Raw genomic sequence first — 17,571 nt, forward strand, 5'->3', positions numbered from 1 at the left:
GCCTCGGGACTCTAGCGGCTCACCTCTGACCATGACGAATGCCACGCGCCATTGCAGTCATAACGCCGGGTAATCAGAATCTGCGCGTCGGCTGTAAGGAGTAGGGCAGGGCCCCCGACGGACGCTGGCAAGTTGATGCCGGGCCTTCCGGTGCCGACCTGTGGTGAACCCGATCTCAACCACTCTTTCCTTTTTGGAGACTCCCCATGAACGCATCCCTGAAGACCGGCCTGGGCATTGCCGCCGCTGCTGCCGCCCTGTTCGCCACCGCCGTGCCCACGACGGCGCTGGCCGCCGACGGCATGGTCAAGTGTTCCGGCGTGAACAGCTGCAAGGGCACCTCCGAGTGCAAGACCGCCAAGAGCGAGTGCAAGGGCCACAACGGCTGCAAGGGCCAGGGCTGGGTCAGCAAGAAGTCGGCCGACGAGTGCACCAAGGCCGGCGGCAAGGTGGAGAAGTAAAGCCCACCCCCGAAGGGCAAGCCCACCCCCGAGGCGCTTGATGCGCCTCCCCCTCAAGGGGGCTGAGCCCGGACACAAACAGTCCTGAGGACTGTTTGTGCCTGGCGAAGGACAAGGCCGCTGGCCTTGGCAGCACTGAGCGGCCAGGCAGAGCCAGTTCCGCCAGTGCCGCTGGATGAGGTGCGGGCGCCTGCGGCGCCGCACCGTTTTCCCTTCTGACGATGACCAAGATCCAAGGCTTCGGCCTCGGCCTGCGCACCGAGCATTACGCTGCCTTCGAGGCCGGCGTCGATGCCGCCGCGCGGCCCGACTGGCTGGAGATCATTTCCGAGAACTACCTCGTGCCCGGCGGTCCGCCGCTGGCGCATCTGGAGCGCATCCGCGCCGACTACCCGCTGGTCATGCACGGCGTGTCGCTGTCCGTCGCCGGCCCCGAGCCGCTGGACCTGGCCTATCTGCGCGACCTGAAGAACCTGGCCGACCGGCTGCAGCCCGGCTGGGTGTCCGATCACCTGTGCTGGAGCGCCGACGCGCACAGCCAGCTGCACGACCTGCTGCCCGTGCCGCTGACACGCGCCGCGCTGGACCATGTCGGTGGCCGCGTCGCGCAGGTGCAGGACCTGCTGGGCCGCGCACTGGTGCTGGAGAACGTGTCCAGCTACGTGCGCTTCGCCGCCGACGAGATGACCGAGTGGGACTTCCTCGCGCAGCTGCTGGCCGCCACCGGCGCGCGGCTGCTGCTCGACGTCAACAACGTCTACGTGTCCGGCCGCAACCACGGCTTCGACCCGCTGGACTACCTGAACGCCATCCCCGTCGGGTGCGTCGCGCAGATCCACCTTGCCGGCCACGAGGACCGCGGCGACATCGTCATCGACACGCACGACCACCCGGTGCGGCCCGAGGTCTGGGCGCTGTATGGCCACGCGCTGCAGCGCTTCGGCGCCGTGCCCACGATGATCGAGCGCGACGACCACATCCCGCCGCTGCCCGAGCTGCTGGACGAGCTGGCCATCGCGCGGCGGTTGGCGTCATGAGCGTCGTGCAGCAACAGCGCCAGCTGGCCGCCGCCGTCCGCGACGACGGCGACGCCACGGGCCTGCTGGCCGGCGATTTCGCGCTGGGCCTGGAGGTCTACCGCCATGCCTACCGCGCCCGCCTCGTCGCCGCGCTAGCCGACAACCACACCGTGCTGGCCCGCGCGTTGGGCGACGACGCCTTCGACGCGCTGGGCCGCGCCTACCTCGCCGCCCGCCCCAGCCGGCATCCGTCCATCCGCTGGTTCGGCGACGCGCTGGCCGATTTCATGGCCCAGGCCGGCGACGACCTCGTGCCGCACGCCAGCCTCGTCGACATCGCCCGCATGGACTGGGCGCTGCGCGGCGCCTTCGACGCGGCCGACGCGCCGCTGCTGGACGGCGCGGCGCTCGCGGCGCTGGCGCCCGATGACTGGGCCGGGCTGGTGCTGCAACTGCAGCCCAGCGCACGGCGCGTGGCGCTGGCGCATGCCGTCGAGCCCGCCTGGCGCGTGCTGCGCGAATGGGCCCCCGAGTCCGGCGACGACCAGCCCGAGCTGCCCGAGCCCCTGCCGCACGACCACGTGTTGCTGGCCTGGCGCCAGGCCGGCGAAACGCGCTGGCGCTCGCTGGAGCCGCTGGAGGCCATGTTGCTGGACGCGGTGGCGCGGGGCGAGCCGTTCGCCGCGCTGTGCGAGGCCGCCGCCGCGCAGCTGGGCGACGCCGATGCCGCGGCGCCGGCGGTCATCGGCCTGCTGCAGCGCTGGCTGGCGGACGGCCTGCTTCAGAGCCGCGCGTCGTAGCTCAGCGGATGCGAGGCGGTGCGCAGCCCCGTGAGGCTGCCGTGGCCGTTCATCGTCGGCGCGATGCTGCCCGTGGCCTTGGCGGTCCACGTGACGACCAGCTCGCAGCGCGTGACGGCCGGCGTGCGCGCGTCGTTGTTGTTCGCGTTGCGGCTCGCCGCGTTCAGGCTGTCGTCCACCGCCGCCGGCTCCAGCCGGTAGCCGCCGGCCACGCTGGTTTCGGTGCGGGCGCCCAGCGAAGCGCCTTTGAGCTCAAAGCTGCTGCCGTCGCTGCGGCTGCAGTTGCCGCTGGCCGAGGCACTGGCGGCGCCCACCGTGGCCTGGCTCAGCCGCACGGGCAGCGCGGCGCCGGAGCGCGTCAGCAGCGGGCCGCCGGTGGGCTGCAGCACCGTGAAGCCGGCCGGCAGCGTGACCTGGCTGACATGCCGCGTGCCGCCGCGCGTGAACACCACGCGCACCACCGACTGCTCGCCGGCGGCGGCGAGGCGGGCCGTGTAGTTGAGGCGCTTGCCGTCCGGGCTCGCGAGCGTGACCTCGGTGCCGCCATCGACGGACGCGCTCAGCCGCTCGTCGGGCGCGATCAGCACCGTGGTCAGCACGTTGGCGGACTTGCCCAGGTCGCCCTCCACGACGAGGGTGCTGTCGCCAGCCGCCTGCATCGCCGTGAAGCGCGGGCTGATCTCGTCGACATTCAGCGTCGCGGACTCGGTGCAGTTGCGCAGGCCGCAGATCAGGCCGTCCGCGATGGCGCCGCCAATGTCTGGCGTCGGGCTGCTGACGCCGCCGCAGCCGGCGAGGGTGAGCAGGACCAGCAACGGCGGCAGGCAGTGGCGGGGAGAAGTCATGTCGGGCACCTCGGAATTCACCGCCGCGGATACTAGGCGCCTGCTGGCCACCGCCTTGTGGCTGACCGATGTGACTGTTCACCTTTTGGAGTCGTTATGTTGACGTCCCCCGCCCGCCTGCTCCTTGCCCTGCCGCTGCCGCTGCTGCTCGGCCTGGCGCTGCCCGCCCACGCCGCGCTGACCGTCGGCGCCCCCGCGCCCGACTTCAGCACCGACGCCGCCGTCGGTGGCCAGCCCTTCAAGTTCAAGCTCGCCGAGGCGCTGAAGCAGGGCCCGGTCGTCGTGTACTTCTACCCCAAGGCCTTCACCAGCGGCTGCACCGTCGAGGCCCACCAGTTCGCCGAGGCGACCGACAAGTTCAAGGCGCTCAACACCACCGTCATCGGCCTGTCCAACGACAACATCGACACGCTGAAGAAGTTCAGCGTCGAGGCCTGCCGCAGCAAGTTCGCCGTCGGCGCCGATGCCGCGGGCAAGGTCATCAAGGCCTACGACGTCGAGCTCAAGATGGTGCCCGGCACGATGGCCGACCGGGTGTCCTACCTGATCTCGCCCGACGGCAAGGTTGCCGCCGTGCACGCCAGCATGAGCCCCGACGGCCACATCGATGCGATGCTGAAGGCTGCCGAGAAGCTGAAGAAGTGATCGCCGCGCTGTCGGTTGCCGAGCTGCTGGCGGCCTACCGCCGCGGCACGCTGTCGCCGGTGGATGCGGTGCAGGCCGTGCTCGCGCAGGCCGACGCGCGCGAAGGCCAGCTGCATGCGCTGTGCGCGGTGGACGCCGACGGTTCGCTGGCCGCCGCCCGCGCCAGCGAGGCCCGCTGGCGGGCCGGCACGCCGCGGGCGCTGGACGGCGTGCCCGTCACGCTGAAGGAAAACATCGCCGTGCCCGGTGCGGCCTACCGGCTGGGCACGGCCGCCACGCCGGAAGACGCGGTGGCCGGCTTCGAGGCCCCGCCCGCCGCGCGGCTGCGCGAGGCCGGCGCCATCGCGTGGGCGCGCACCACCATGCCCGACTACGGCATGCTGAGCTCGGGCCTGAGCAGCCTCTACGCCGAGCCGGCACGCAACCCGTGGAACACGGCGATGACCCCCGGCGGCTCCAGCGCCGGCGCCGCGGCCGCGGCCGCGGCGGGCTACGGCCCGCTGCACCTGGGCACCGACATCGGCGGCTCCATCCGGCTGCCGGCCGGCTGGTGCGGCCTCGTCGGCCTGAAGCCCAGCCATGGCCGCGTGCCCATCAAGCCGGGCTACGCCGGCCGCGTGGCCGGCCCGCTGACGCGCAGCGTGGCCGATGCCGCCGCGATGCTGGCCGTGCTCGCGCAGCCCGATGCGCGCGACCCCACGCAGCTGCCGCCCGGCGACGTGGCCCCGCGGCCGCTGGACGTGCGCGGCCTGCGCATCGGCGTGATGCTGGACGCCGGCTGGGGCGACGCCGTGCAGCCCGACGTGGCCGCCGCCATCACGGCCGCCGCGCGCGCCTTCGAGCAGGCCGGCGCCGTCGTCGAACCGCTGGCCGGCTTCACGAAGCGCGACATGGCCGACGGCATCGACCGCTTCTGGCGCATGCGCTCGTGGCTGGACATCTCGGCGCTGCCGGCCGCGCAGCGCGAGCGCGTGCTGCCCTACATCCTCGACTGGGTGGCGCCCGCCGCCGGCTACGACGGCGCGACGGTCTTCCACGGCTACAGCCAGATGCAGGCGCTGCGCGAGGCCGCCAACGCGGCCTGTGAACCGTTCGACTTCGTGCTGTCGCCGGTGTCGCCCATGCCGGCCTACCCGGCCCACCAGGCCAGCCCGCTGCATGACCCGGCCCGGCCGTTCGAGCACATCGCGTTCACGCTGCCGTTCAACATGAGCGAGCAGCCGGCGCTGGCCATCAACGCCGGCTACACGTCGTCCGGCTTGCCCATCGGCCTGCAGATCATCGGTCGCCGCTTCGACGACGCCGGCGTGCTGGCGCTGGGCGCGCTGTGGGAACAGCTGCGGCCCGCGCAGCGGCCGTGGCCCCTCGGCGGCGCCTGACGAGGCCGGGTGCGGCCGCGGAGCCGCTCAAGGCCGCGGTGGCGGCGGCTGCGGTGGCAGGCCGGCGGCCTTCAGGTCGGCGTTGACCAGCGCCCAGGCCGTGTCGAAGTTGTCGGCGCGGCGCACCGGGCGGCTGGCGCGCCAGATGTCCATCAGCGCCGGCAGCCGCTCGATGCCCGGCAGGCCCGGCGGCACCAGGAAGACCGTGGAGATGGCGACGATGCCGCGCTTGGAGAAGCTCTCGATGCTGGCGCGCAGCTGGGCCAGCGCGTCGCCGTCCATGCGCAGGCTGCCGCGGATCTCCAGCAGGTCGCCGAAGCGCCGGTCCGCCGGCAGCCGCTTGCCGGCCAGCGCGATGGCGCGCTTGGTGGCCGCCATCAGGTCGGCGTCGAACGGGCCTTCGGCGATGGACATCATCACGCGACCCTGCACGCCCACGCTCACGCGGCCGAAGCTGGGCTTGGGCGGCAGGCGGCGCAGGGGCGGCAACGAGGGGGCTGGGCTCATGATGTGAGACGATTTTGCACGCTCGACGAAGGAGTCAGGATCATGTTGACCTTGTACGGCTGCAAGGGTTCCGGCGCCGCCGCCATCGAGGCCGCGCTGGCCCGGGCGGGCCTGGCCTTCACGGCGGTGGATGCCGCCTCCTGGACGCCCGGCCCCGGCCTGGACGACCTGCTGCGCGTGAACCCGCTGGGCCAGATCCCGACGCTGGTGCTGGCCGATGGCACCGTGCTGACGGAAAGCGCCGCCATCCTCATCCACCTGGGCCTGACGGCGCCGCCCGGCCTGCTGCTGTCGGCGGACGCCAGCGCCCGCGCGCGGGCCGTGCGCGGGCTGGTCTACATCGCCGCCAACTGCTACGCGGCCATCAGCGTCATCGGGGCCTTTTCAGGCCACGGCAGTGGGTTGCGAAGGCCATCCGCAAGGGGCCAATCAAGGCGCAGCGCGCAGCCCGCATTGGTATGCGGGCCAGCGGTGCAACGCCGAGTGGCCCCTTGCGGATGGCCTTCCCTTCGGGTTGAGGCCAGACAGCCCGCGAGCGGCGTTGCAAGTCCTCGCCGGGTGCCCACCCGGCTCCGGCTTGCGCCTTGCCCGCGGGCTGTCTGGCCTCAACGCAACCCGCTGCCGTGGCCTGAACAGGCCCACCCGAGCGCTGGTGCGAGCCCTGCGACGACGCGATGAAGGAGCGCATCCGCGCCGGCACGCGGGCGCGGCTGCACCTGCACTGGCAGACCTTCGCCGACGAGTTCGGCATCGGCTTCGACGCGGGCTCGCCGGGTGCGCTGGAGCTGCTGGCGACGGTGGTGTCCAAGTGGTCCGGCGCGCGGGCGCATCTGCAGGCGCAGCGGCCGGCCTTCCATGCGCAGCTGCTGCGCGTGGAGCAGCACCCGGACGTCGCCGCGGTGTTCCAGCGCCACTGGCCTTGAGCGGCGCTCAGTCCAGCGTCTGCCGGTAGCGCGCCAGCGCCACGCCGCCGGCCACGGCCAGGAAGGCCAGCATGGGCCACAGCTCCGGCAGCAGTTCGGCCGCGCCCGAGCCCTTCAGCATGACGCCGCGCACGATGCGCAGGAAATGCGTCAGCGGCAGCGCCTCGCCCAGCCACTGCGCCCACGCCGGCATGCCGCGGAACGGGAACATGAAGCCCGACAGCAGCATGCTGGGCAGGAAGAAGAAGAACGTCAGCTGCAGCGCCTGCAGCTGGTTGCGCGCCAGCGTGGAGAACGTGAAGCCCACGCCCAGGTTGGCCAGCATGAAGACGCCGATCATCGCCAGCAGCAGCGGGGCGCTGCCCACCATGGGCACGTCGAACAGCAGGAAGGCCGCGCCGAGGATGACGCCCAGCTGCACATAGCCCAGCACGACGTAGGGCAGGATCTTGCCGACCATGACCTCGATGGGCCGCACCGGCGTGGCGAGCAGGTTCTCCATCGTGCCGCGCTCGCGCTCGCGCGTCATGGCCAGCGCGGTCAGCATCACCATGGTCATCGTCAGGATGGTGCCCACCAGCCCCGGCACGATGTTGTAGCGGCTCAGGCCCTCGGGGTTGTAGCGGCGCTGCACGCGCACCTCGAACGGCGCCGCCGCCTGCGGCGCGTGCGCAGCCAGCACGCCGCGCAGGTCGCGGTTCAGCGCCGTCTGGCTCAGCTGGCCGAGCGCGGCCATCGCGTTGCTGCCGGCGGACGGGTCGGTGGCGTCGGCGGCGATGAGCACCGCGGGCCGCTCCCCGCGCACGACGCGGGCGCCGAAGCGGTCCGGCACGACGACGAGGAACTGGATGTCGCCGCGCTGCAGCAGCTCGTCGCCGCGGGCTTCTGACAGGCCGGTCTCGACGACGTGGAAGTAGCCGCTGGTCTGCAGCGCCGCGACGAGGCTGCGCGCCATCGGGCTGGTGTCCTGGCTGACGATGGCGGTGGGCAGGCCCTTGGGGTCGGTGTTGATCGCGTAGCCGAACAGGATGAGCTGCAGGATGGGCACGCCCGCCGCCATCGCGAACGTGAGCCGGTCGCGCAGCATCTGCTGCACCTCCTTCAGCGCGATGGCGAAAGTGCGGGCCAGCGCCTGCATCACGCGTGAGCCCCGAAGTTGTCGGTGGCCTGGGCGACGAGCCGCACGAACGCGTCCTCCAGGTCGTGCGCGCCGGCGCCGGCGATGACCGACGCCGCCGTGCCGCGCGCCAGCACGCGGCCGTAGGCGATGTAGACCAGCTCGTCGCAGCGCTGCGCCTCGTCCATGTAGTGCGTGGAGACGAGCACCGTGATGCCCTCCTGCGCCAGGTCGTGGAGCTGGTCCCAGAACTCGCGCCGCGCCTTGGGGTCCACGCCGGCGGTGGGCTCGTCCAGCAGCAGCAGCCTGGGCCGGTGCAGCAGGCAGGCCGCCAGCGCCAGCCGCTGCTTCCAGCCGCCGGACAGCGAGCCGGCCAGCTGCCGCTCGCGCGTCGTCAGGCCCAGGCGCGCCAGCGCGCCGTCCACGGCCTGGCGGCGGTCCGGCATGGAGAACAGCCGCGCGATGAAGTCCAGGTTCTCGCGGATCGACAGGTCTTCGTAGAGGCCGAACTTCTGCGTCATGTAGCCCACCTGGCGCTTCACGTCGGCGGCCTGGCGGCGGAAGTCCAGCCCCAGCACGCGGCCCTCGCCGGCGTCCGGCGTCAGCAGCCCGCACAGCATGCGCAGCGACGTGGTCTTGCCGCTGCCGTTGGGGCCCAGGAAGCCGACGATGCGGCCGGTGGCGACCTGCAGGTCGACGTTGTCGACGACCGTGCGGCCGGCGTAGGACTTGCTCAGCCCCTTCACGTCGATGGCGGGCGGCGTCGCGGGTTCATCTTCGGGCCGAGCGCCGGGCCGCCCCAAGCCGGCCCGCGGGGCGATGTGCTTGCCGGTTGATCCGGCAAGCATCGCCGCCCCCTCGGGGGGCCGACCGGGCGCGCCCGCGTCCAGCGGGGCGGGGCTGGGCGGGGGGCTTGTCATTTGGACACGTCCAGCGGCTGCCCTGGATGCAGCCGCTCCGCGTCCTCGGCCTTCACCGGCCGCGCCTCGACGAGGAAGACCAGCTTGTCGCGCTGCTGGTTGGAGTAGATGACGGGGGGCGTGTATTCCGGCCCCGCTGCGATGAAGCTGATGCGGGCCGGGATTGCGGCGCCACAGCCGTCGCAGCGCAGCTGCACGGGCGCGTCCAGCTTCAGGCCGCCGACGGCCGACTGCGGCACGTAGAAGCGGGCCTTGCGGTGGGCCGGCGGCAGCAGCGCCAGCACCGGCTGGCCGGCGGCCACCCATTCGCCCGGCCGCATGAAGACGTCCTGCACGCGGGCCGGCATGGGCGCCGTCTGGCGCTTCTGGTCCACGCGCCAGGCCGTTTGCACGCGGCTGCTTTCGGCCGCTTCGGCCAGCGCGCGGGCGGCGTTGCGGGCGTCGTCGCGGGCCGGCAGCCGGCCCACCTGCAGCGCGGCCTCCAGCTCGGCCACGCGGGCCTGCGCCTGCGTGCGCGCCGTGGCGGCATCGTCCACGCGCGCCTGGGCGACGAAGCCCTGCGCCATCAGCTGCTGCTGGCGGGCCAGGTCCAGCCCGGCCAGGCGCTCGGCGGCGCGGGCCTGCTCCAGCTGCGCGCGGGTGACGGCCAGTTCCGGCGCGCGGCGGCCCTTGTCGGCATCCAGCGCCTGGGCCCGGGCGCTTTGCGTGCGGGCGACGGCCTCGGCGTCGGCGGCCTGCTCGGGCGTGGCGTCCAGCTCGAACAGCGGCTGGCCGGCCGCCACCGCCTCGCCGGCGCGCACCGGCAGCGTGGTCAGGCGCCCGGCCACCGGTGGCGCAATGTAGACCAGCTCGGCCTCGGCATAACCCGTCCATGCGTCGGGTGGCTTGGGCGCGCAGCCGGCCAGCAGCGCGGCGGCTGCGACAAGGGCGAGGCGTCTCATCGGCATCTCCATCACAACCCGCTGGCCAGCCCCAGCAGCGCCCAGTCGATGCGCCGCTGCACGGCGGCGTCGGACAGCACGTCGCCGTCCACCAGCGCCTGCATCGCCGGCGGCACGGCGCCGATGGCCTGCATGCCACCGGCCAGGATCAGCGGCGCGACGACGGCACCGACGAGGAAGGTGAAGCGCGTCAGCAGCGGCTGCGGCGGCAGCCGGCCCCGGGCTTCGGCCTCCTGCAGCAGGGCCATCAGCACGGCCAGGTGGCGCGGCGTGTTGGCACGCAGGAAGTCCTGCGCGACGGCCTCGCCCGCCTGCGCGTCGGCCCACACGCGGGCCACCAGCGGCCGGTGCGCGCGCACGAAGCGCGCCACGCCCAGCAGCGCCGCGGCCAGGCGCGCCATCACGTCGGCCTCGCCCTGGCTGTGCAGTTGCAGGGTGTCGAACATGGCTTCGTAGTGCTGCTGCAGCAGCGCGCGCAGGAAGGCGTCCTTGCTGCCGAAGTGGTAATGCACCATGGCCGGGTTCACGCCTGCCGCCTCGGCCACGCGGCGCACCGACAGCCCGGCGCAGCCCAGCTGCGGGTACAGCGCGGCACCGGCGGTGAGCAGGGCCTGGTCTTGATCCTGGCTGGGGCGGGGCATGCGCCGGATTATTGGTCAGTCGTTCAGTAACTGCAAGACGTGGCAAAAGCCGCTTGCCATCACCGGGCGCTTCACTAGCATGGCTGCCACACCAACAAGGAGACATGCGATGGACCTGGCCACCTGGATGCGCAGCTTCACCATCCGCACCCGCATGCACGGCGCCATCGCGATGGTGCTGGTGATGTTCGCGGCGCTGGGCCTCACGGGCCTGCTGGGCGGGCGGGCGCTGGCGGCGCTGAACGTCGACGTGACGACGCACGGCATGCGCGACCTGCAGCAGCTCAGCGGCATCCGGCAGGCGCTGGCGGACGTGCGGCTGGAAGAGAAGCAGATGGTCATCGCCTACGAGGACCCCGACCAGGTCAAGCAGTACCGGCAGCGCTGGAGCGCGGCCATCGATCGGCTGTCCACCGGGCTGGCGGGCCTGCAGGGCAGCAACCAGCCGGAGAACACCGCGGTGGCGGCCGAGGCGCTGAAGTTCCTGCAGGACTACCGCACGGGCGCGCAGCCGGTGCTCAACCAGATCGAGTCCGGTGGCTTCGACACGGCCAAGGTGGCCGACCGCATGCTGAACCGGCCCAAGGCCGCGATGCGCGAGATCGAGCAGCGCGTGGAGCGCCTGTCGGGCCTGGTTGACCAGCAGGCCAAGGCCGTGGAGGAGGAGTTCAACGCCGAGATGACGCGCATCGGCTGGCGCTCGGCGGCGGTGCTGGCCATCGTCATGGTGCTGGTGGTGCCGCTGACGCTGGTCAACTCCGCCACCATCACCAGCCCCATGCGCTACGCCGGCACGGTGGCGCAGTCCATCGCCAGCGGCGACCTGAACAACAGCATCCGCATCGTCGGGCGCGACGAGGCGTCGGACCTGCTGCGCGCGCTGGACACGATGCAGGCCAGCCTGCGCGACCTGGTGCGACAGGTGAAGGAGTCGGCGCAGAGCATCGACACGGCCAGCAGCGAGGTCGCGTCCGGCAACCAGGACCTGAGCCAGCGTACCGAGCAGGCAGCGTCCAGCCTGCAGCAGACCACCAGCTCCATGGACGACCTGACCAGCGGCGTGCGCCACGGCGCCGACGCGGCCGGCAAGGCGCGCCATCTGGCCGAGGGCGCCGCCGAGGTGGCGCGCCGCGGCGGCCAGGAGGTGGCCGAAGTCGTCACGACGATGGACCAGATCAACGACAGCTCGCGCCGCATCGGCGACATCGTGGGCCTGATCGACAGCATCGCGTTCCAGACCAACATCCTGGCGCTGAACGCGGCCGTCGAGGCGGCGCGCGCGGGTGAGCAGGGGCGGGGCTTTGCCGTCGTCGCCAGCGAGGTTCGGGCGCTGGCCCAGCGCTCCGCGGGCGCGGCGCGCGAGATCAAGACGCTGATCGCCACCAGCGTCGAACGCGCCGAGGCCGGCTCGCGCCTGGTGGAGCACGCGGGCATGACGATGCAGGAGATCGTGCAGAACGTGCAGAAGGTCAGCGACATGATCGGCGAGGTGGCCGAGGGCGCGGCCGACCAGAGCGCGCGCATCGGCCAGGTCAACGGCGCCATCACGCAGCTGGACCACATGACCCAGCAGAACGCCGCGCTCGTGGAGCAATCCGCCGCGGCCGCCGACAGCCTGCGCCAGCAGCTGCAGCTGCTGACGGGCGCGGTGGCGCAGTTCAGGTTCTGACCGACCGTCGTGAATTTGGGGCCGAGCGCCGGGCCGCCCCAAGCCGGCCCTCAGGCGATGTGCATGCGGCTCGATGCCGCGTGCATCGCCGTCCCCTCGGGGGCTGAGGCCGGACACAGGGCGTCCAGTGGACGGCCTGTGCCTGCCGAAGCTCTGCGGCCACTGGTCGCAGAGCGGTCCCGACTGGTCATGCGCGCGTTCAGCGCGGCATGACCAGGCGAGGGGCATACAATTCATCAGCGCCGATTTGTTCCGGATTGCGGGCGCTCTACAAATGCCGCTAAACAGGGCGCTCAAGAATCAACCGGCGTCCCGCAACAGTGGCTCCGGTTTTTTCTTTTCTGGAGTGGGCCATGACGGGCCGTAGCGTCGGCGACGTGTCGCCGCAGACTTTCCATTTCGACGAGCCGCTGCCGTTGCGCAGCGGCGCCAGCCTGCCGGCCTACGACCTCGTGGTCGAGACCTACGGCCAGCTCAACGCCGAGCGCAGCAACGCGGTGCTGGTGTGCCATGCGCTGAACGCCAGCCACCACGTGGCCGGCACCTACGCCGGCCAGGCGAAGAGCGAGGGCTGGTGGGACAACCTCATCGGCCCGGGCAAGCCGCTGGACACCGACAAGTTCTTCGTCATCGGCGTCAACAACCTGGGCTCCTGCTTCGGCTCCACGGGCCCGATGCACATCAACCCGGCGACCGGCAAGGCCTGGGGCGCGGACTTCCCCGTCGTCACCGTGCATGACTGGGTGGACGCGCAGGCCCGCGTCGTCGAGCGCTTCGGCATCCTGAAGCTGGCGGCGGTGCTGGGCGGCAGCCTGGGCGGCATGCAGGCGCTGGACTGGGCGCTGCGCTACCCCGACCGCCTGGCGCACTGCATCGCCATCGCGACGGCGCCCAACCTGTCGGCGCAGAACATCGCCTTCAACGAGGTGGCGCGCCGCGCCATCGTGACCGACCCCGACTTCCACGGCGGCCATTTCTACGAGCACGGCGTGGTGCCCAAGCGCGGCCTGCGCGTGGCGCGCATGATCGGCCACATCACCTACCTCAGCGACGACGTCATGGCCGAGAAGTTCGGGCGCGAGCTCAAGACGGGCGCGCTGGGCTACTCGACGCAGGAGATCGAGTTCCAGATCGAGAGCTACCTGCGCTACCAGGGTGACAAGTTCAGCGACTACTTCGACGCCAACACCTATCTGCTCATCACCCGCGCGCTGGACTACTTCGACCCGGCGGCCGAGCATGGCGGCGACCTGACGCGCGCGTTCGCCGCGGCCAAGGCCAAGTTCCTCGTCGCCAGCTTCACGACCGACTGGCGCTTCTCGCCGCAGCGCTCGCGCGAGATCGTCAAGGCGCTGCTGGACAACCGGCTGGACGTGTCCTACGCGGAGATCGACGCGCCCCACGGCCACGATGCCTTCCTGCTGGACGACGCGCGCTACCACGGCGTGCTGCGCGCCTACTTCGAGCGCGTGGCCGGCAACCTGTGCCCGGCGGCGCGGGCGCCGCTGCAGATCAAGGGGGTGGCCGTATGAGCTTTGATCCGGCGATTGCGGCGCTGGTGCCGCCTGGCTCTCGTGTGCTGGACCTGGGCTGCGGCACGGGCGAGCTGCTGGAGCACCTCATCAAGCACAAGGGCTGCACGGGCTACGGCGTGGAGCTGGACGACGCCAACCTGCTGGCCTGCGTGAAGCGCGGCGTCAACGTCATCCAGCGCAACCTGGAGGAAGGCCTGTCCATCTTCGAGGACCAGAGCTTCGACGTCGTGCTGCAGCTCGAAACCTTGCAGCATCTGCGCAATGCTGAAGCCATGCTCAAGGAGACGGCGCGCGTCGGCAGGATGGGCATCGTCAGCTTCCCCAACTTCGCCCACTGGCCCAACCGGCTGCAGGTGCTGTTCGGCCGCATGCCGGTGACGCGGGCGCTGCCCTACGAGTGGTACGACACGCCCAACATCCGCGTCGGCACGTTCGCCGACTTCGGCGTGCTGGCGCGCAAGAACCGGCTCAAGATCCTCGACAGCTTCGGCCTGCAGAACGGCGAGGTGCAGCGCACGCTGCCCAACCTGATGGCCAGCGTGGCGGTGTTCAAGTTCGAAAGGGAGTAGGTGCCCCTCGTCCAGTCCGCCGCCGCTGAACGCGGGGCGGCCTGGCCGGTCCCCCGAGGGGACGGCGATGCTTGCGGCATTGAGCCGCAAGCACATCGCCCGCGGGCCGGCTTGGGGCGGCCCGGCGCTCGGCCCGCAGTGGAGCGCTCCGGGCGCGCGGGGTCAGCCCTTGCGATGGGCCTTCTTGCCCGACTTCTTGTGCTTGGCCTTGGCGCCGGCCTTCTTGCCGGTCTTGGCGGCCTTGGCCTTGACGGTGGCGCTGGCGTGGGGCTTGTCCTGATGCTTGGCGACGCGAGCCTCCGCGGCCGGGGCGGCCAGGAAGGCGAGGGCAAGGGCGGCGGTGGTGAGCAGGGTCTTCATGGCGGTGTCCTTCACAGATGTGAACAGTATCCCGGCTGAAGCTTGCGCGCGGTCGTCGGGTCGGTGCGAAGCCGGCTTCAGCTGCCTTTGCGGATGGTGTGGCCGTCGTCCGTGCGCTCGTCGTCCTTGAACACGCCTTCCCAGCGGTCGCCGCTGGGCCAGTGGAAGGTGCCCTGGCCGTGCTTGAGGCCGCGGGACCAGGCGCCCTCGTAGCGCTCGCCGCTCTTCCACGCGTACTTGCCCTGGCCGTGTGCCTTGCCCACCTCGAACTCGCCTTCGTAGATGTCGCCGCTGGGGAACACCATGCGGCCCTTGCCATGCGGCAGGCCGGCGCTGAGCTGGCCCTCGTACTGGTTGCCGTTGGCGAAGCGCATCTTGCCCATGCCCTGCGGCTTGTCGTCGACCCAGTCGCCCTCGTAACGCTGGCCGCTGACCCAGGCATAGCTGCCCTTGCCGTGTGGCAGGCCCTTCTTGATCTGGCCGGTGTAGACGTCGCCGGAGGCATAGGTCATCTTGCCCTCGCCCTCGGGCTGCCCCTCCACCAGCAGGCCCTCGAACTGGTTGCCGTTGGCGAAGGCCATCAGGCCGCGGCCGGTGGCGCGGTCGGTCACCCAGTCGCCCTTGTAGCGCTGGCCGTTGGCCCAGCGGATCTCGCCGACGCCGTGGCGCCGGCTGCGCACCAGCGGGCCTTCGTAGACATCGCCGTTCTTCCATTCGACGCGGCCGGTGCCGGTGACGGTGTCGTCGTCCTCGCGCACGAACTGGCCCACGTAGCGGGTGTCGCCGGCCGTGCGGTCGAACAGCTTGGGCTCGGGCGCCGGGGTGGCGGCGGGCGGCGGTGTCAGCGGCGCGATGGGCGTGGCGGCGGCCTGGCGCAGCGGTGCCGTCGCCACGGCAGCCGCTGCGGTGGCCGCTGCGGCGGCGGGTGCCGCCGCCGGCTTGGCCGTGGGGGCCGGCGCGTTGGTGGCCGGCTTGGCCGCGGCGGCCACGGCCGTGGTGGGGGCGGGGGCGGCCTTGGCCAATGGCGGCGCGCCGGGCAGCGGCGTGGACACCCAGGGCGTGCCGCGCTCGCGGGCCAGCGCCAGCGCGTTGTTCATGGCCAGTTCCTGCGCGCCGCCCTTGCACTGCGTGGCGGTGTCGCGCCACAGCGTCTCGCCGATCTGGCTCTGCGTCTGGCGCTCGGCCAGCGGCAGCGCGGCGGCGCTGTTGCGCAGCTTGCCGGAGAACTCGCGCGCCCGCTCGAACGGCGGTGCGCAGAACTCGGCGTTGTGGCCGTCGATCTCGCTCTGCTCGCGGCGGCGTTGCGCGGTCTCCTGCTGGCTGCCGTTGCACTGCTCCACGGCCAGGTCCCACATGCCCTCGGCCTTGCGGTATAGGCTGGCGGCATCGCCGAAGCGGCGCTCGCTGAACGCGGTGCGCGCCAGTTCCTGCAGCGCGCTGGCGTCGCGGTGCGCGCTCTCGCACTGGCTGCCGGCCTGCAGCTTCTCGGCCAGCGCGTCGTGGGCCTTCTGGCTGTCGGCCAGGTTGCGCTGCGCGCGCTCGCGGGCCCGGCCGTCGCAGGTGGCAATGGCCGCGCCCCACTGGGCCACGGCTTCGTCGTAGAGCTTGACCTGGGTCTGCAGCGGCTGGTTCTGCGACTGCGCCGTCGCCGCCTTCAGGTCGGCGGACAGCGCGCGGCTGGTCAGCTGCGCGCAGCTGGGCGGCGGCGGGGCCGGCGCGGGTTCGGGCATGGAGGCCGCGGGTTCGGGCGCCGAAGCGGCCGCGTCGGGCGCGGAGGCCGCCGAAGCCGCCGGCTCGGGCGGTGTCTGCGCGTGGGCGGCGGTGGTGGCCAGCAGGGCCAGGCAGAGCAGGAAGGCGAACTTCATCATTTCCGGCGTGCACCGGACTCGGCCGGCATTTCCAGCATCGCGTCGACCAGGCCGCGCGAGAAGCGGCCGGCGCCGGGGTCATCGGGGCTGTCGAACGAGAAGCTCGTCTGCGTGGACGCCAGCGGCATGGCGCCGATCTCGGCCACCAGCACGTCGGCGCGGAAGCCGCCGAGGATGGCCGTCACCTCGCGCTCGAAGCCGCGCGCGGCGGCCACCTTGTTCAGCGCGGTGAGGCGGTCGGCGTCGAACAGCATCGAGTTCTGTGCCAGGCTGCGCTCGATGAGCTTCTGGTGCAGCGTGAAGCCGGCCAGCGGCGGCGCGCCCAGGGCGGCCATGCGCGTGAAGGCCCAGGCGTCGGCCTTCTCGAACGCGGTGGCCGCGATGCGCGAGATGCCGCCCAGCGACCCGCGGTTGGCGGCCGCGGCCTGCATGACGTTGAGCACCTGCTGGCGCGTCAGCTGCTGGGCGGCGTCCACCAGGCCTTCGCGGATCTTCTGCGCGGCCAGCGCCCGGCCCTGCTCGATGAGCTGCTGCTTCAGGAAGTCGCTGGCCACGTTGGCGGCGGCACTCTTGGCGGCCGAAATGGCCGCGTCGGCCGCCAGCGCGGCCGCCTTGACGCCCGAGGCCAGCGTGGCCAGGTTGTAGAGCGTGCCGGCAATCTTGACCGCGTAGTGGTAGGTCTTCATGCGCGCGCCGCCCTCTTCGGACAGGCCCTGCGTCCACAGCACCATCCACAACGCCTCGTCGGGCGTGGGCTCGGCGCGCGTCACCTCCAGCGGGTGCAGGCTCAGCAGCCAGTGGTAGTCCTGCATCTGCGGCGTGTTGGGCGGCGCGAAGCGCGTGTAGCCGCGGCAGACCTCGAACGGCCGGATCTGCACCGTCTTGCCCGCCGCGGTGCCGACGTTGAAGGGCTTGCCGGCATCGCGCACCTCGGCCAGCCACTCCAGCAGCTTCTCGCCGTCGTCGCTGGCGCGGTCGCCGATGCGGTTGATCCGCGTGCCCATGGGCAGCGGCGAGTCTGCTGTTGCGGCGATGACGGTCAGCCGCTCGTCCACCTGCAGCGAGCGCACCCAGGCGACACGGTCGTTCTCGTCCCAGCCGGCGCTGGTCGCCACCGCGAAGGGCAGCTCCCACTGCTTGTCGCACTCCTTGTCCTTCAGCGCGGCACTGCGGGCGATGGCCGGGCGGATCAGCCGCTCGCCGGCACCGTAGGCGCGCATGCCGGTCAGCAGGTCCTCGTTGACCTTGCGGCCGTCGTCCACTGTGAACTTGGGGCCCGAAGCGCAGCCGGTCAGCAGCGCGAGCAGGCACAGGAGCAGGAGTCGGGTCATGTTGGCGGCGAGCCTAAGCGGTCCGCGTGACAGGCGTCGCC

Annotated in this window: 18 protein-coding genes, 1 pseudogene and 1 riboswitch; of the genes and pseudogenes, 10 read left to right on the plus strand and 9 right to left on the minus strand. The window is 72.1% G+C overall.

The annotated features are described in order from the left end of the window. Positions 1-206 precede the first annotated feature (206 nt). The 3 genes from bufA2 to AC1Q7O_RS09195 all read left to right on the plus strand — a co-directional run bounded on the left by bufA2 (position 207) and on the right by AC1Q7O_RS09195 (position 2,280). Complete coding sequence (gene bufA2 / locus AC1Q7O_RS09185; protein WP_394509347.1) at positions 207-461, plus strand: BufA2 family periplasmic bufferin-type metallophore; 255 nt, start codon at positions 207-209, stop codon at positions 459-461. A 221-nt stretch (positions 462-682) separates the two neighbouring features. Continuing rightward, positions 683-1,498 (plus strand): MNIO family bufferin maturase, encoded by an 816-nt coding sequence (bufB, locus tag AC1Q7O_RS09190; protein ID WP_492659042.1) that lies wholly within the window; start codon positions 683-685, stop codon positions 1,496-1,498. Further along, a complete protein-coding gene (locus AC1Q7O_RS09195; protein ID WP_492659041.1) occupies positions 1,495-2,280 on the plus strand; it encodes an HvfC/BufC family peptide modification chaperone in 786 nt (261 codons plus the stop codon). Before bufB ends, AC1Q7O_RS09195 begins: the two co-directional genes overlap by 4 nt. On the opposite strand, the gene AC1Q7O_RS09200 is transcribed toward AC1Q7O_RS09195, so the two are convergent. Further along, positions 2,262-3,125 carry a hypothetical protein gene (locus tag AC1Q7O_RS09200; RefSeq protein ID WP_492659040.1) on the minus strand — a complete coding sequence of 288 codons (864 nt, stop codon included), beginning with the start codon at positions 3,123-3,125 and terminating at the stop codon, positions 2,262-2,264. The two genes, AC1Q7O_RS09195 and AC1Q7O_RS09200, sit on opposite strands and share 19 nt — an antisense overlap. 96 nt (positions 3,126-3,221) lie before the next feature. Between AC1Q7O_RS09200 and AC1Q7O_RS09205 the strand changes: the two genes are divergently transcribed. Next, positions 3,222-3,770: a peroxiredoxin gene (locus AC1Q7O_RS09205; RefSeq protein WP_492659039.1), complete on the plus strand. Its 549-nt coding sequence runs from the start codon at positions 3,222-3,224 to the stop codon at positions 3,768-3,770. Continuing rightward, a complete protein-coding gene (locus AC1Q7O_RS09210; RefSeq protein WP_492659071.1) occupies positions 3,770-5,149 on the plus strand; it encodes an amidase in 1,380 nt (459 codons plus the stop codon). The genes AC1Q7O_RS09205 and AC1Q7O_RS09210 overlap by 1 nt, the downstream gene beginning before the upstream one ends. Positions 5,150-5,176: 27 nt before the next feature. On the opposite strand, the gene AC1Q7O_RS09215 is transcribed toward AC1Q7O_RS09210, so the two are convergent. Continuing rightward, positions 5,177-5,656 carry a hypothetical protein gene (locus tag AC1Q7O_RS09215; protein WP_492659038.1) on the minus strand — a complete coding sequence of 160 codons (480 nt, stop codon included), beginning with the start codon at positions 5,654-5,656 and terminating at the stop codon, positions 5,177-5,179. Positions 5,657-5,698: 42 nt separating this feature from the next. Here AC1Q7O_RS09215 and AC1Q7O_RS09220 point away from each other — a divergent pair, with 42 nt between their 5' ends. Continuing rightward, positions 5,699-6,334, plus strand: coding sequence for a glutathione S-transferase N-terminal domain-containing protein (locus AC1Q7O_RS09220; protein WP_492659037.1), 636 nt, complete (start codon positions 5,699-5,701; stop codon positions 6,332-6,334). Then, complete coding sequence (locus tag AC1Q7O_RS09225; RefSeq protein ID WP_492659036.1) at positions 6,331-6,579, plus strand: glutathione S-transferase family protein; 249 nt, start codon at positions 6,331-6,333, stop codon at positions 6,577-6,579. Before AC1Q7O_RS09220 ends, AC1Q7O_RS09225 begins: the two co-directional genes overlap by 4 nt. A gap of 7 nt (positions 6,580-6,586) precedes the next feature. Here the strand turns inward: AC1Q7O_RS09225 and AC1Q7O_RS09230 are convergent, their stop codons facing one another. The 4 genes and pseudogenes from AC1Q7O_RS09230 to AC1Q7O_RS09245 form a co-directional block, all read right to left on the minus strand. Beyond that, on the minus strand, positions 6,587-7,717 hold the full coding sequence (locus AC1Q7O_RS09230) for an ABC transporter permease (protein WP_492659035.1): 1,131 nt from the start codon (positions 7,715-7,717) through the stop codon (positions 6,587-6,589). 80 nt (positions 7,718-7,797) lie between these two features. Next, positions 7,798-8,499, minus strand: a pseudogene (gene ccmA, locus AC1Q7O_RS09235) (heme ABC exporter ATP-binding protein CcmA); the annotation flags it as partial. Between the two features lie 113 nt (positions 8,500-8,612). Next, complete coding sequence (locus AC1Q7O_RS09240; RefSeq protein ID WP_492659034.1) at positions 8,613-9,557, minus strand: HlyD family secretion protein; 945 nt, start codon at positions 9,555-9,557, stop codon at positions 8,613-8,615. A gap of 11 nt (positions 9,558-9,568) precedes the next feature. Beyond that, positions 9,569-10,198 carry a TetR/AcrR family transcriptional regulator gene (locus AC1Q7O_RS09245; protein ID WP_492659033.1) on the minus strand — a complete coding sequence of 210 codons (630 nt, stop codon included), beginning with the start codon at positions 10,196-10,198 and terminating at the stop codon, positions 9,569-9,571. A 109-nt stretch (positions 10,199-10,307) separates the two neighbouring features. On the opposite strand from AC1Q7O_RS09245, the gene AC1Q7O_RS09250 reads away from it, so the two are divergent. The 3 genes from AC1Q7O_RS09250 to metW all read left to right on the plus strand — a co-directional run bounded on the left by AC1Q7O_RS09250 (position 10,308) and on the right by metW (position 13,971). Beyond that, a complete protein-coding gene (locus AC1Q7O_RS09250; protein WP_492659032.1) occupies positions 10,308-11,867 on the plus strand; it encodes a methyl-accepting chemotaxis protein in 1,560 nt (519 codons plus the stop codon). Between the two features lie 229 nt (positions 11,868-12,096). Continuing rightward, a riboswitch (SAM riboswitch) is annotated at positions 12,097-12,172 on the plus strand. A gap of 48 nt (positions 12,173-12,220) precedes the next feature. Beyond that, the gene (gene metX / locus AC1Q7O_RS09255; protein WP_492659031.1) at positions 12,221-13,399 is read left to right on the plus strand and encodes a homoserine O-succinyltransferase MetX; all 1,179 of its coding nucleotides are present in this window, start codon (positions 12,221-12,223) and stop codon (positions 13,397-13,399) included. Further along, the gene (metW, locus tag AC1Q7O_RS09260; protein ID WP_492659030.1) at positions 13,396-13,971 is read left to right on the plus strand and encodes a methionine biosynthesis protein MetW; all 576 of its coding nucleotides are present in this window, start codon (positions 13,396-13,398) and stop codon (positions 13,969-13,971) included. The genes metX and metW overlap by 4 nt, the downstream gene beginning before the upstream one ends. Positions 13,972-14,133: 162 nt before the next feature. Here metW and AC1Q7O_RS09265 read toward each other — a convergent pair whose 3' ends face one another. The 3 genes from AC1Q7O_RS09265 to AC1Q7O_RS09275 all read right to left on the minus strand — a co-directional run bounded on the left by AC1Q7O_RS09265 (position 14,134) and on the right by AC1Q7O_RS09275 (position 17,530). Then, positions 14,134-14,331, minus strand: coding sequence for a hypothetical protein (locus AC1Q7O_RS09265; protein ID WP_492659029.1), 198 nt, complete (start codon positions 14,329-14,331; stop codon positions 14,134-14,136). Positions 14,332-14,408: 77 nt separating this feature from the next. Next, positions 14,409-16,199, minus strand: coding sequence for an MORN repeat-containing protein (locus AC1Q7O_RS09270; protein WP_492659028.1), 1,791 nt, complete (start codon positions 16,197-16,199; stop codon positions 14,409-14,411). Next, complete coding sequence (locus AC1Q7O_RS09275) at positions 16,196-17,530, minus strand: hypothetical protein (protein WP_492659027.1); 1,335 nt, start codon at positions 17,528-17,530, stop codon at positions 16,196-16,198. The genes AC1Q7O_RS09270 and AC1Q7O_RS09275 overlap by 4 nt, the downstream gene beginning before the upstream one ends. Positions 17,531-17,571: the final 41 nt, after the last annotated feature.

The sequence above is a fragment of the Roseateles sp. GW823-FHT07B05 genome (assembly GCF_058794515.1).

What these genes read in the sequence shown, in the direction of transcription:
- AC1Q7O_RS09275 (WP_492659027.1), bottom strand. Translation starts at nt 17,530, where the DNA reads ATGACCCGACTCCTGCTCCTGTGCCTGCTCGCGCTGCTGACCGGCTGC.
- metW (WP_492659030.1), top strand. Translation starts at nt 13,396, where the DNA reads ATGAGCTTTGATCCGGCGATTGCGGCGCTGGTGCCGCCTGGCTCTCGT.
- AC1Q7O_RS09200 (WP_492659040.1), bottom strand. Translation starts at nt 3,125, where the DNA reads ATGACTTCTCCCCGCCACTGCCTGCCGCCGTTGCTGGTCCTGCTCACC.
- AC1Q7O_RS09240 (WP_492659034.1), bottom strand. Translation starts at nt 9,557, where the DNA reads ATGAGACGCCTCGCCCTTGTCGCAGCCGCCGCGCTGCTGGCCGGCTGC.
- AC1Q7O_RS09225 (WP_492659036.1), top strand. Translation starts at nt 6,331, where the DNA reads ATGAAGGAGCGCATCCGCGCCGGCACGCGGGCGCGGCTGCACCTGCAC.
- metX (WP_492659031.1), top strand. Translation starts at nt 12,221, where the DNA reads ATGACGGGCCGTAGCGTCGGCGACGTGTCGCCGCAGACTTTCCATTTC.
- AC1Q7O_RS09265 (WP_492659029.1), bottom strand. Translation starts at nt 14,331, where the DNA reads ATGAAGACCCTGCTCACCACCGCCGCCCTTGCCCTCGCCTTCCTGGCC.
- bufA2 (WP_394509347.1), top strand. Translation starts at nt 207, where the DNA reads ATGAACGCATCCCTGAAGACCGGCCTGGGCATTGCCGCCGCTGCTGCC.
- AC1Q7O_RS09230 (WP_492659035.1), bottom strand. Translation starts at nt 7,717, where the DNA reads ATGCAGGCGCTGGCCCGCACTTTCGCCATCGCGCTGAAGGAGGTGCAG.
- AC1Q7O_RS09205 (WP_492659039.1), top strand. Translation starts at nt 3,222, where the DNA reads ATGTTGACGTCCCCCGCCCGCCTGCTCCTTGCCCTGCCGCTGCCGCTG.
- AC1Q7O_RS09250 (WP_492659032.1), top strand. Translation starts at nt 10,308, where the DNA reads ATGGACCTGGCCACCTGGATGCGCAGCTTCACCATCCGCACCCGCATG.
- AC1Q7O_RS09195 (WP_492659041.1), top strand. Translation starts at nt 1,495, where the DNA reads ATGAGCGTCGTGCAGCAACAGCGCCAGCTGGCCGCCGCCGTCCGCGAC.
- AC1Q7O_RS09220 (WP_492659037.1), top strand. Translation starts at nt 5,699, where the DNA reads ATGTTGACCTTGTACGGCTGCAAGGGTTCCGGCGCCGCCGCCATCGAG.
- bufB (WP_492659042.1), top strand. Translation starts at nt 683, where the DNA reads ATGACCAAGATCCAAGGCTTCGGCCTCGGCCTGCGCACCGAGCATTAC.
- AC1Q7O_RS09270 (WP_492659028.1), bottom strand. Translation starts at nt 16,199, where the DNA reads ATGATGAAGTTCGCCTTCCTGCTCTGCCTGGCCCTGCTGGCCACCACC.
- AC1Q7O_RS09245 (WP_492659033.1), bottom strand. Translation starts at nt 10,198, where the DNA reads ATGCCCCGCCCCAGCCAGGATCAAGACCAGGCCCTGCTCACCGCCGGT.
- AC1Q7O_RS09215 (WP_492659038.1), bottom strand. Translation starts at nt 5,656, where the DNA reads ATGAGCCCAGCCCCCTCGTTGCCGCCCCTGCGCCGCCTGCCGCCCAAG.